This is a genomic window from Aliagarivorans taiwanensis DSM 22990 (assembly GCF_000429505.1).
In the GTDB taxonomy this organism is placed as follows: Bacteria; Pseudomonadota; Gammaproteobacteria; order Enterobacterales; family Celerinatantimonadaceae; genus Aliagarivorans; species Aliagarivorans taiwanensis.
Genome location: NZ_AUBZ01000043.1, coordinates 1 through 12,461, shown reverse-complemented (window position 1 = coordinate 12,461; position 12,461 = coordinate 1). Strand labels below are relative to the sequence as shown.

The window sequence follows — 12,461 nt, the reverse complement described above, 5'->3', positions numbered from 1 at the left end:
GACCGCGTTACTCGCTAAAGGCAGGTCTAGCGGTTCATACCCAATTGGAAGATCAGGTTTTCAGCTTGGCAGCTAAAGCCAAATGATGCGCTAAGCTGGAAGCCTTGTTCGGTTTCAACGATCTCTGATTGGATATCACAAGGCTCTGACTCGGCATTGCGGGCTTTAGTGGTCAGGGTATCCAAACGCGCTTGGGCATGTTCTTGCTGCTGGAAAACTTCCACTAACTGCGTTGAGCACTCTTCGCCGTCGATAATCGCACCTACATCAACACAGCAGCAAACTTTTGACTCTTCTAGTTTAGTTTTCATCAATTTTCCTTTAAATTCATTAAGCTGTTTACAACATTGTCGCTACTTTTTTTGCGCCTTCGCAACTAAAAACAGCGCTCACCGCTATTATAAAGACATGATTGGCGATTGGATACGCTAAAAAAATTATGATTTTGCCATTTTCGCGAAAGAAAAAGTCAAACAGCTCGGTCAACTCGGGCATGGATACTAAACAATTGCGCTACGAAGCGCTGGTGCAGGCCTTTAGTCGCGATCTTTATCGCTACGCCTACTGGCTGTGCAAAGACAAGCAAGTCGCTGAAGACGTGGTTCAGGAAACCTTCCTGCGAGCCTGGCGTTCACTCGACAGCTTGAAGGATGACAAGGCCGCTAAGTCGTGGTTGATTACTATCTTGAGGCGGGAGAATGCCCGCCGCTTTGAGAGGAAGCAGTTTGATCTGGTGGACATCGAGGATCACTCGGTGGCAGACCAAGACGCCCTCTCAAGTGAGCAAGAAATCGAGAACGAGTGGTTACGACGGCAAATTGATAAGCTCTCGCCAGAGTATCGCGAACCGCTGCTGCTACAGGTCATTGGTGGTTTTAGCGGGGAAGAGATCGCCGAGCTGCTGGAGCTTAACAAGAATACCGTGATGACCCGGTTATTCCGGGCCCGCAACCAACTCAAAGACGCTTTTGAAAAAGATGAACAGCGAGGACAGTGTAATGGATGAGCTAGAATTTCGCCGCCAGTTGTATGCCAATCCTCGGGATCGAAGTGACGCACTACTAGCTGCAATTAAAGACAGCCCTAAAAACCAGAAGTTTTACGACGAACTCCAGCAGTTCGAGGGCAAATTGCAACGCGCGATGGAAGTCGATGTACCCGATGGCTTGAGCGAACGGTTACGCCTAAGACAAAGCTTTGCTGCGCCGCCAGCCAAGCCGAAGCGACCGCGTTGGCATATGGCCTTGGCCGCATCAGTCGCCTTTGCCATGGGCATTGGTGTGAACACCCTAAACCCGTTTACCGCAGGCGAGCCCAGCATTAGTCTTGGTGATGTAGCCCTAGAGCATGTGTATCATGCTTCCCCCTACATTACTGGTACCGATGAGCAGCCATCACTGCAAACCGTAAATGCCAAGCTAGCCCGTTATGGTGAGGCCTTTGAACAACTGCCGGGGCATGTAGTATTTGTAAACCACTGCAGCTACCATGGCTCACCGGCCTTCCATATGGTGATGCGCAGCGAGCAAGGCAATGATGTAAACGTGTTCGTGGTACCGCAAACGGTGGATCTACCCAGCTCGTCAGCCTTTTCTGACAGCAAGATGCACGGTATGGTCTCCCAGCTAAGCGATGCAAATCTAGTGATTGTCGGCGAGAAAGCCGAACCGCTTGACGGCCTGCTGCACAAAATCAAAGGGCAGTTGAACCAAAGCATCTAAGCGCTGTATCGGTCAGCCAGCCATAATTAATCAAGGAGTCTAATAGGCTCCTTTTTTACGCCTTCGTGTTTAAATACGCGCATTCCCCGCAAAAGTTACACTTTTTGTGCAATAGCTCTAATTTCAAACAATCGTTTTACACATCTGATTAACATTTGCGAAACATCTCCTCTATAGTGAAGCAGCTAACCAGATAAAGGATGAGAGGATTGGAATGACAGGTCGGATGTTTCGCCCCAGCGTAGTCGGGGCCGCGATTGCACTCGCAGCAAGCCAGGCACACTCAGCAGGCTTTCAATTAGTAGAACACTCAGCCACCGGTGCTGGACGGGTATTTGCCGGAGAAGCCGTGATTGCCGACAATGCGTCGGTACTGGCACGCAACCCCGCCGCCATGGCCCGCTTTGACCGCATCTCGGTATCAGGTGCGCTCACCTATATCGCACCCGATGTCTACGTGCGCGGCAACTATGCCAGCGCTCCAAGTGACGAAGTCAATAACAGCACGTTAACCAACAATGATGTAGTTCCAGGAGCCCCAGTACCTGCCGGCTATTTCATTCAACCCCTAAATGATAAGTGGGCGTGGGGCTTCGCAATGTTCTCAAACTTCGGTCTAGCCAGTGAATTCCCTGCGGACTACCCTGCAGGCGCACTTGCCGGTGAAACCCACTTGATTACCGTGAACTTAAATCCCAACGTTTCTTACAGAATTAATGAGCAATGGAGCATTGGTGCAGGCTTCAATGCAGTTTATGGTGATGCTGAGCTGAAGCGTAATTTTGGCGTTAACGATTCTGGTATTCCTGCTGGCGCTACTTCGGCTTCCTTAAAAGGCGATGGCTGGGGCTTTGGCTGGAACATCGGCCTGATGTGGGAGCTTAACGAGAACCACCGCTTCGGACTCGCTTATCGGTCTAAGATTGATGTAGATTTTGAAGGTGACTACTACTCAGACCTTCCCGAGGGACTGATAGCAGGGCCCAACGGCCCAGCTGGAACCAGTGGCCAGAACATCCCTGGAGAGCTAACTCTGAACCTGCCGGATATGTTGGAGTTCTCCGGTTACCACCGCCTCAATGAAAAGTTTGCAGTGCACTATAGCTATATGTGGATTGGCTGGAGCACCTTCCAAGAGATCCGCGGTACCACCGAAGAATATGGCACGGTACTGCAAAAGGATGAAAAGTTCTCGAACTCTTACCGGGTCGGCGTGGGCGGTACTTGGTATATGAACCCCAAATGGGAGTTACGTGCCGGCGTATCATTTGACCGCACCCCTTCGCGTACCCTGCCATCGATCAGTATTCCGGATAACAACCGCTGGAACTACGGCGCTGGGGCGACCTACCACTGGAGCGATCACCAGAGCTTTGATGCAGGCTTCTTCTTCATCCACGGTAAGAAAGGCGCCTTTGTAGAAGAGGAGATCCCATTCACCTCCAAAGGTAATGCTTACGTGATCAGCATGCAGTACAACCACAGCTTCTAATCTCATTCAGGGCTGCATTTGCAGCCCTTCTTCTACCAAAGTCTCTTGACGCACCTATTAAGCAGGTAAACAATTACTATAGCCATCGAGCTAGCCTCAGGGTCTTGCTGCGATGATTGTCGTAACCTTAACGTAAGGGTTAAATAGATTGGCGCTAAATCACAGCCCCGCAGAGTTCACCATTGGGCAACTGGCCAAAGAGTTTGAGGTCAGCACCCGCAGCATTCGTTTCTACGAAGACGAAGGCCTGCTCAGCCCGCAGCGCAGCGGCAATCAGCGTTTGTACAACAAACACGACAAGTTGCGATTAAAGCTGGTTCTGAGGGGAAAACGCTTGGGTTTCTCGCTGGCAGAGATCAAAGAGCTGTTCGACCTATACGATGCCAAGCTCACCACCAATTACGAGATTAAGGCCTTGCTGCATATCATCACCAATAAACGGCAAAGCTTGCTGCAGCAGCTGGAGGATATTCAGGTGGTACTAATGGAGTTGAAGTCTGCCGAGCGACGCTGTTACCTCGCTCAGCAAAAGATTGGCGAAGGCAATCACGCCCCCGCCGCTCGCTCAAAAGAGCCCTAGGCTTCTTCAGAGTCGCCGTGCTTCGCTGCGCACTCTTTGATAACGGTTTGTAGCTCACCGCTGCGGAACATTTCCACCACGATGTCACAACCACCCACCAGCTCGCCATCTACCCATAGTTGCGGGAAGGTCGGCCAATCTGCATATTTAGGCAGTTCCGCGCGAATATCAGGGTTTTGCAGGATATCGACATAAGCAAAGCGTTCACCGCATTCCATTACCGCTTGCACGGCCTGGGCAGAGAAACCACAGCTCGGGAACTTAGGAGAGCCCTTCATGTACAACAAAATGGGGTTCTCGGCGATCTGCTGCTTAATTTTATCTACAGTTTCCATATGTTTGTCTCTACTCAAATTTTAGTGTGCTAACACTAGCAGTTTTGCTAGGTCATTTCATCAAATTGCGCTGGATCAATTTTTTTTTGCGCTCAGGGTTTCACAGTCATAATGCGAGTGTTAGACTCATTAGTAAAGATTTTGCTTTACTAATTAATAGCAAGCCAACCAAGGCAACTAAAGGAGAGAGAAACATGGCATTCACGCTACCAGCACTACCTTACGCTCAGGACGCGCTCGAGCCACACATCTCAGCAGAAACTCTGTCTTACCACTACGGCAAACACCACAACACCTACGTGGTTAAGCTAAACGGTCTGATTGAAGGCACTGAGCTGGAAGGTAAGTCTTTGGAAGAGATCGTTAAGAGCTCAAGCGGTGGTGTATTTAACAATGCTGCTCAGGTTTGGAACCACACCTTCTACTGGAACTGTCTGGCACCTAACGCTGGCGGCGAGCCTAGCGGCGCACTGGCTGATGCTATCGCAGCTAACTTCGGTTCGTTCGACGAGTTCGTAGCCAAGTTCACCGACAGCGCAATCAACAACTTCGGTTCGAGCTGGACCTGGTTGGTGAAAAATGCCGACGGCAGCCTGGCCATCGTTAACACTAGCAACGCAGCCACTCCGCTGACCGAAGAAGGTGTAACCCCACTGCTGACTTGCGATCTGTGGGAACACGCTTACTACATCGACTACCGCAACCTGCGCCCTGACTACCTGAAAGCCTTCTGGGCACTGGTTAACTGGGACTTCGTTGCAGAAAACCTGGGCTAACCTCAGCCAGATCTAAAAAGGGCGCTAAATGCGCCTTTTTTGTGCCTTCAGTTCGCGACGAGCTGCTACTAGCCTACTACTCGTCCGCCAGATTTCTCTTAATGGTTTCAATCGCCAACGCAGCCACTTCACGCAGCTCTTGCTCGCTCACCCCATTAGTCACGTGCACGGTCAGCCCCTGCAGTATCGTCGCCAAATAGTGGGCTAGCCCATCGGCACTGACGCCGTCGCGTAGCTCCCCCTGCGCTTTAGCCAGACGAACCCGCTCTTTTAAAGCCTCGCCTCCTTGCTTGCGGCGCTCAATCAGCGCTTGCTTTACGCTGCTTGCAGCATCGCTGCACAGTAATGCGCCCTGCACCACGATACAGCCTTGTGGTTGAGTCGGGTCGCTAAGGTTGGTCACGGCGTGCTCGAGCATATACTCGACACTCGCTAGCAAGGTTGGCTGCTCTAAAGACTGGTAGAAGAAGGCGCCATGGCGGTCTTCGTATAGCTCGATGGCCTGTAAGAACAGCTGTTCTTTGTTACCAAACGCCGAGTAGAGGCTCGGTTTGTTGATCCCCATCGCCTGAGTCAAATCATTAAGCGAAGTGCCGTCGTAGCCTTTTCGCCAAAATACGTCGAGCGCTTGCTCCAAAGCATGGTCTATATCAAAACAGCGAGGGCGCCCTAGGGCAGAACACGAACCAACCACGTTAGATTACCTTTAGTTTTTACTGACTCAATAATAAGCCTTGCCTATTCGTCTCGTCCAGTTGCTTTTTTATACCATTCAGTACAAAAACCCTTGATCAAGATCACTTTTAGGCCATATTATACCGATCGGTATAAAACTTTTGTCAACTTTTACTACAGGGAACGTAATATGGCCACGCTAACTCCCCGACTATTTTTTGTGTCGCTTATCGCATCGTCCAGCCTGCTGCTGAGTGCTTGCGGCGAGCTACAAGCGTCTGAACCTGCAGCCAGTGCGCCACCTCCTCCGTCAGTTGAAGTGGCAGAGGTATTGGTGGAGCAAATCGTCGAGACCGATCAATACACCGGCCGACTCTCTTCACCGGATACCGTGCGGGTGATCCCGCGTGTTTCCGGCTACTTAGAAGAAGTGGCGTTTGAAGAAGGCAGCATGGTGGAAGAAGGTCAGGTGCTGTTTCGCATCGACTCGCGCATCTTCGCCGCCGAAGTTGCCCGCCTAGAAGCCGAGCTAGATAGCGTCAACAGCAGCCTTAGCCAAGCCCGCAAAGACTACCAGCGCGCCAAGCAGCTAAGCGCTCAACAAGCCATCTCTGAAGAGTTGCTCGATGGCCGCTTTACCAGCATGCAGCGCAGCGCCGCCTCGGTAGCCGCCATTGAAGCCTCGCTGACCCGCGCCCGCCTCGACCTTGAGTTTAGTGAGGTACGTGCGCCCATCTCTGGTCGTGTATCCAATGCGCTGGTGACCGAGGGTAACTACGTCACCGCTGGGCAAAGCGAGCTTACCCGCTTGGTTTCCACCGATGAGATCCATGCCTACTTCGATGTGGATGAGCAGAGCTTCCTGCGTTATCAGGAGCTAACTACCTCCGCCTTGGGCCAGCAGGTACAGATGGCGCTGGCCGACGAATCGGGCTTCCCCCATCAGGGCGAGATCGACTTTGTCGACAACGCGCTGAACCAACAGACCGGCACCATTCGCCTGCGCGCCAACTTTGCCAACCCCAACAGCCAGCTGTTGCCCGGCATGTTTGCCCGTATCCAGCTTTCGGGTAGCCAGCCCTACCAAAGCGTGTTGATCGACGATAAAGCCATCGGCACCGATCTGAACAACAAGTTCGTGCTGGTGTTAGATGAGCAGCAAGCAGTGCAGTATCGCTTAGTAGAACTGGGTGAGCAGGTACATGGCCTGCGGGTTATTGCCTCGGGCTTGCAATCCGGCGACCGTATCGTGGTGAACGGCCTGCAGCGCGTGCGCCCCGGTATGCCGGTCACGCCAGTGGATAAGCCGATGGCCAGCGAACAGCAACTGCAACAATTGCGTCAAGCGCAGGGCGAGCTAGTGAGCGCTGCCTCTGCCGGCTTGGCCGAGCAACAAGGATAATTTGCCCATGTTTTCGCAGTTTTTCATTAAACGCCCCATCTTTGCAGCCGTATTGTCGCTGCTGATCTTTATCGGTGGAGCGATTGCGGTATGGCAGCTGCCGATTACCGAATACCCAGAAGTGGTGCCGCCCACCGTCGTGGTCACCGCTAACTATCCGGGCGCTAACCCGAAAGTGATTGCCAGCACCGTGGCTTCGCCGCTAGAGGAAGAGATCAACGGTGTGGAAGACATGCTGTATATGTCGTCCCAAGCCACCTCCGATGGCCGCATGACCCTCACCGTCACCTTCGCCATCGGCACCGATGTGGACAAGGCCACCACCTTGGTACAGAACCGGGTCGATCGCGCCCTACCCCGCTTGCCTGAAGAAGTGCAGCGCTTAGGGGTGGTGACCGAGAAATCCTCACCCGATCTCACCATGGTGGTCCACTTGGTCTCCGACCAGCCACATTACGATTTGCTCTACCTCTCCAACTACGCGGCGCTGAATGTGCGCGACGAGCTGGCGCGTATTGAAGGTGCTGGCGCGGTGCGTCAGTTTGGCGGCGGTGAATACAGCCTGCGGATCTGGCTGGATCCAAACAAAGTGGCCTCGCTCGGCCTTAACCCCGGCGACGTGGTGGCGGCAATCCGTGAGCAAAACCAACAAGCAGCGGCCGGTAGCCTTGGCTCACAGCCGAGCAAAGAGGCTGAGTTCCAACTATTAATCAACGTGAAAGGCCGCTTGAGCAGCGTTGAGGAGTTTGCCGATATCATCATCAAGGTGGGCGATAACGGCGAGATCAGCCGCTTGAGCGATGTTGCCCGTATCGAGCTGGGCGCCGATAACTACGCCCTGCGCTCGCTGCTGGATAACCGCGACGCCATCGCGATTGCGATCTTCCAGGCACCGGGCTCCAACGCGATTCAGATCTCCGAAGATGTACGCGCCAAGATGGCCGAGCTGTCTCAGACCTTCCCGCAAGGCCTGAACTACGAGATTGTCTACGACCCGACCGTGTTTGTACGTGGCTCGATTGAGGCGGTGGTGAAAACCCTGCTCGAAGCCGTGCTGCTAGTTGTACTGGTAGTTGTGCTGTTCCTGCAAACCTGGCGCGCCTCGATTATCCCGCTGGTTGCGGTACCCATCTCCTTGGTGGGCACCTTTGCCTTTATGCAGCTGATGGGCTTCTCGCTCAACGCGCTGTCGCTGTTCGGCTTGGTACTCGCCATCGGTATTGTGGTGGACGATGCCATCGTGGTTGTAGAGAACGTGGAGCGAAACATCGCCGATGGCCTGAGCCCGATTGCCGCGACTCAACAAGCCATGAAAGAGGTAACCGGACCGATTATCGCCACCACCTTGGTGTTGGCCGCGGTGTTTATTCCTACCGCGTTTATGTCGGGCCTGACTGGTCAGTTCTACAAGCAGTTCGCCCTGACCATTACCATCTCCACGGTGATCTCGGCGATTAACTCGCTAACTTTGAGCCCAGCGCTGTCAGCCATGTTGCTGCGCAGCCATGACGCCCCCAAAGACTGGCTAACCCGGGCGATGGACGCGCTGTTTGGCCGACTGATCTTTGCCCCCTTTAACCGCCTGTTTAACTGGGGTGCCGGGGTATACGCCAATGTGCTGCGCAAGGTTATCCGTATGGGCCTGCTGGTCGGTATCGTCTATGTCGGCCTGCTAGCAGTCACTGGGCAGCAGTTTAAGAACACGCCCACCGGTTATGTGCCGGGGCAAGACAAACAATACTTGGTTGCCTTTGCTCAACTGCCTGATGCGGCCTCACTGGAACGCACCGAAGCGGTAATGAAGCAGATGTCAGAGATTGCGCTGGCCCAGCCAGGGGTTGAGCACTCGGTCGCCTTCCCGGGGCTGAGCATCAACGGCTTTACCAACAGCCCGAATAGCGGGATTGTGTTTACGCCGTTGGCGGATTTCGACGAGCGGCAAGACCCAAGCATGTCGGCGGGCGCCATTGCCGGTGCGCTGAACCAGAAGTTTGCCGCGATCCCCGATGCCTTTATCGCTATCTTCCCGCCTCCGCCGGTACAAGGACTAGGCACCATTGGTGGCTTCCGCTTGCAGATCCAAGATAGAGCCAACCTGGGCTACGAAGAGCTATATCGGGTAAGCCAAGAAGTGATTATGAAGGCCTGGGCACACCCCGCGCTCACTGGCGTGTTCTCCAGCTATCAGGTGAATGTGCCGCAATTGCAGCTTGATTTGGATCGCACCAAGGCAATGCAGCAAGACCTAGCGCTCAACGATGTGTTCAGCACCCTGCAGGCGTACATGGGCTCGACCTATGTGAACGACTTCAACCAGTTTGGCCGTACCTATCAGGTCAACGTGCAAGCCGATGAAGCCTATCGTCAAACACCTGAGCAAATCAGCCAGCTTAAGGTGCGCAACGCTGAAGGCGCGATGATCCCGCTCGGCTCGTTTGTGGATGTGGACTACGTGGCAGGCCCGGATCGGGTGATGCATTACAACGCCTACACCACCGCCGAGATCAACGGTGGCCCAGCGCCTGGCTTTAGCTCCGGTGAAGCCCAAGCCGCTATCGAGCAGATCCTAAGCGAGACCTTGCCCATCGGCATGAGCTACGAGTGGACCGAACTGACCTACCAGCAGATCCTGGCCGGTAACACCGCCCTGTTGATCTACCCGCTGGTGATTCTGTTAGTGTTCCTGGTGTTGGCCGCACAGTATGAAAGCCTGCGCCTACCACTAGCGATTATCCTGATTATTCCGATGACCCTGCTGTCGGCGATTACCGGGGTGATTATCTGGGGTGGCGACAACAACATCTTCACTCAGATCGGCTTAATCGTGTTGGTGGGTCTGGCGACCAAAAACGCTATCTTGATTGTGGAGTTCGCCAAGGAGCTACAGGAACAAGGCCGCGATGCACTAGAAGCGGTTTTGGAAGCCTCGCGCCTGCGTTTTCGCCCCATCCTGATGACCTCCATCGCCTTTATTATGGGCGTGGTGCCGATGGTTTACTCCAGCGGCGCTGGCGCAGAGATGCGCCAAGCCATGGGCGTGGCGGTATTCGCCGGGATGATTGGCGTAACCTTCTTTGGCCTGTTGCTGACGCCGCTGTTCTACTATGTACTGGCCCGCAAGAAAGCCAAGCCAGAAAGCCAAGCCGCCCAGCCAGCCCTGCTGGACGAAGCCGCCGCCAAATAGCAATGTAGGATCTAAACATCAAAGCGCGCTCGGCTTAGCCCGAGCGCGCTTTTTCATGACTAGCGAATGAAGCTAGCGAATAAACATCGACAGCACCAGCACCGACACAAAGGCCACTGCCCCCATCACAAAGGTCGATAAGGTGACCGCGATATAGCTTTGGCGCAAATCAAAGCCCGCAAGCTTGGAGACACACCAAAAGTACGAACCGTTCGCCTGCACGCCGGTAAACGAACCCGCCGCAATCGACAGCACCGCCATCTCAGGGCTTAGACCAATGGAGTCAAGAATGGGCGCGACAATTGCCGCCGTGGTGGTTAATGCCACTGTGGCCGAGCCTTGGGCAATCAGCACCAACGAGGCAATCATAAACGGCACCACGATCATCGGCAGGCCTGCAGATGTCAGCATTTCTGCCAGCACATCACCCACCTCCACCGCTTGCAGCATCTTGCCAAAGGCGCCTGCCGCGGCGGTAATCAGCAATATCTCACTGCCCTTTTTCATGGCGTTGGACACCCAGGTTTCGGTAACCGTGCCATTCACTTTTTCTGGCAAGGTAAAAGCAATGGCAGTGCCCAACAGCAGAGCCACAAAAGGCGTACCGATAAAGTTGATTACATCCGCCGCCACGCCTTGCTGGTCGATAAACTGGCGGCTAACGGATGCCACCACAATCAAGATAATCGGCACCACAATCGGCATATAGGATTTAAAGGTAGAAGGCGCGCGCTGCACCACCTCTTTAAACTCTTGCGCCTGCCGCTCTTCAGCTTCTGAAGTGGTGGCAATATCGGGAAAGCGCCGACGGATAAAGCCGCTGTTGGCCCAGAGCACCAGCCCAATCACCACCGGAATGGTCACGATAATGCCGTAGATCATCACCTTGCCGAGGTCGGCTCCCAGTATCCCGGCGGCAGCAATCGGCCCGGGCGTGGGCGGCACAAAGGAGTGCGTAACCAGCAGCCCGCCCATCAGCGCAATCACCAAGGTCATATACGGGATCTTACCGAACTTTGAGATAGCCTTGATGATCGGGTTTAGAATCACAAAGCCCGAGTCACAGAACACCGGAATAGACACCACCGCCCCGGTCAAGGTAGTCGCCATCGGCGCACGCTTCACTCCAACCACTTGCAAGATGGAATCCGCAATCTTCTGGGTGCCGCCGGTCACTTCCAGCACCTCGCCAATGATAATCCCGCAGATAATCACAATCCCGATATAGGACATGATCCCACCAAAGCCACCGCTCACAATCGCCGCCACCTCAACCGGCCGAATTCCCGACACCAAGCCCAACAGCAGCGCCACCGTGATCAGCGAGATAAAGGCATGAATCCGAAACTTAGTGATCATCACAATCAAAAGCGCAATCGATAACACAAACAACCCGACAGCCATACTGCCATCCTCCCCTAAGCCCCTACCCAAGCAACGCTCGCCGAGCAGAGCAATAAACCAAGGCTACGCCTGTTAGGTTGTTGCTATTGGCGTCCAGCCTACATCGTCACTGGCGAGTGCTTCCCTGCTCAAATGACTAAAATCATTCTAATTCAGTAGGTTCTGGGGCTTTTGTGATCCGCTTCGAGGGGCGCGGAGAAATAGCAATGAATACTCTATTTTGTGAGTTCTCGCATATTGGAGTTATGAATGAAAGAGGTGGCTTGTAAACCGCGACAATGTAACTTCCCTGTCGTAGAGCCAGTTGTTAGCGTGACTTATAGGAAGAGTAACTCGCTAAGCTAAATCGTTTATGCCCCATTACGTGTTAGGGAAACCTGCATAACCACTGGCATATATATACAGTATTGGGAATATGCTCTGTTTGAGCCGGCTAGTGTGCTCTCTTTTTTGCTTTGTATCCTCCACGATACGGCTAACCGCTTGTTGTAACAGCCTATTTTTAGGTGATAAAGTAGACATTATGTGGTGGATACATAGCGTAACGCTCTGTTTAAAGAGAGCGTTACGCTATTGAATAAGATGTTATATTTTTGTGTGAATTTCATTTATCAAAGGAGTAGAAAATGAAATTTTTTAGTAAAAGTGTCCTTATTTTAGGACTTGTCTCTTCATCCGTATTGGCTGATGAGTTTGTTTCACCTCTCCCAGGAGTTGATATTGGGCAGCGAGATGTTAACAATTTGTCTGTTTATAATTTGTCATCAGAAACAGTAATTATTGACATATATGGTGATGTAATTGAACTCTTACCAGTATCAGTGTAGTGGTCAAGTTAAATTGGCCACGGTTTTGTATTCAAGCCAGTACCTTCGCTCTGACTCATTGGGTG

12 protein-coding genes are annotated in these 12,461 nt (G+C 53.1%); 8 read left to right on the top strand and 4 right to left on the bottom strand.

Annotation, left to right across the window (positions count from 1 at the left end; all coding sequences use genetic code 11):
• Positions 1-26 precede the first annotated feature (26 nt).
• Positions 27-311 (bottom strand): YfcZ/YiiS family protein, encoded by a 285-nt coding sequence (locus tag G462_RS0117695; protein WP_026960177.1) that lies wholly within the window; start codon positions 309-311, stop codon positions 27-29.
• Positions 312-493: 182 nt separating this feature from the next.
• Between G462_RS0117695 and G462_RS0117690 the strand changes: the two genes are divergently transcribed.
• From G462_RS0117690 to G462_RS0117675, 4 genes are all read left to right on the top strand, one after another.
• Entirely contained in the window at positions 494-1,006 is a 513-nt protein-coding gene (locus G462_RS0117690) for a sigma-70 family RNA polymerase sigma factor (protein WP_035478238.1), read from the top strand.
• A complete protein-coding gene (locus G462_RS0117685; RefSeq protein ID WP_026960175.1) occupies positions 999-1,721 on the top strand; it encodes a DUF3379 family protein in 723 nt (240 codons plus the stop codon). Before G462_RS0117690 ends, G462_RS0117685 begins: the two co-directional genes overlap by 8 nt.
• Before the next feature lie 214 nt (positions 1,722-1,935).
• Entirely contained in the window at positions 1,936-3,213 is a 1,278-nt protein-coding gene (locus G462_RS0117680; protein ID WP_026960174.1) for an outer membrane protein transport protein, read from the top strand.
• 148 nt (positions 3,214-3,361) lie between these two features.
• The gene (locus G462_RS0117675; RefSeq protein ID WP_026960173.1) at positions 3,362-3,793 is read left to right on the top strand and encodes a MerR family transcriptional regulator; all 432 of its coding nucleotides are present in this window, start codon (positions 3,362-3,364) and stop codon (positions 3,791-3,793) included.
• Here G462_RS0117675 and G462_RS0117670 read toward each other — a convergent pair.
• On the bottom strand, positions 3,790-4,128 hold the full coding sequence (locus G462_RS0117670) for a Grx4 family monothiol glutaredoxin (protein ID WP_026960172.1): 339 nt from the start codon (positions 4,126-4,128) through the stop codon (positions 3,790-3,792). The genes G462_RS0117675 and G462_RS0117670 overlap by 4 nt on opposite strands.
• 194 nt (positions 4,129-4,322) lie before the next feature.
• Between G462_RS0117670 and sodB the strand changes: the two genes are divergently transcribed.
• Complete coding sequence (sodB, locus tag G462_RS0117665) at positions 4,323-4,904, top strand: superoxide dismutase [Fe] (protein ID WP_026960171.1); 582 nt, start codon at positions 4,323-4,325, stop codon at positions 4,902-4,904.
• 76 nt (positions 4,905-4,980) lie between these two features.
• On the opposite strand, the gene G462_RS0117660 is transcribed toward sodB, so the two are convergent.
• Positions 4,981-5,598: a TetR/AcrR family transcriptional regulator gene (locus tag G462_RS0117660; RefSeq protein WP_026960170.1), complete on the bottom strand. Its 618-nt coding sequence runs from the start codon at positions 5,596-5,598 to the stop codon at positions 4,981-4,983.
• Between the two features lie 171 nt (positions 5,599-5,769).
• Here G462_RS0117660 and G462_RS23260 point away from each other — a divergent pair, with 171 nt between their 5' ends.
• Together G462_RS23260 and G462_RS0117650 are read left to right on the top strand one after the other, a co-directional pair.
• Positions 5,770-6,981: an efflux RND transporter periplasmic adaptor subunit gene (locus tag G462_RS23260; protein ID WP_051326834.1), complete on the top strand. Its 1,212-nt coding sequence runs from the start codon at positions 5,770-5,772 to the stop codon at positions 6,979-6,981.
• Between the two features lie 7 nt (positions 6,982-6,988).
• Entirely contained in the window at positions 6,989-10,165 is a 3,177-nt protein-coding gene (locus tag G462_RS0117650; protein ID WP_026960169.1) for an efflux RND transporter permease subunit, read from the top strand.
• A 72-nt stretch (positions 10,166-10,237) separates the two neighbouring features.
• Here G462_RS0117650 and G462_RS0117645 read toward each other — a convergent pair whose 3' ends face one another.
• Positions 10,238-11,569 carry a GntP family permease gene (locus tag G462_RS0117645; RefSeq protein WP_026960168.1) on the bottom strand — a complete coding sequence of 444 codons (1,332 nt, stop codon included), beginning with the start codon at positions 11,567-11,569 and terminating at the stop codon, positions 10,238-10,240.
• A gap of 626 nt (positions 11,570-12,195) precedes the next feature.
• Between G462_RS0117645 and G462_RS24575 the strand changes: the two genes are divergently transcribed.
• Positions 12,196-12,396, top strand: a complete 201-nt coding sequence (locus G462_RS24575) for a hypothetical protein (RefSeq protein ID WP_157378667.1) — start codon at positions 12,196-12,198, stop codon at positions 12,394-12,396.
• Positions 12,397-12,461 lie beyond the last annotated feature (65 nt).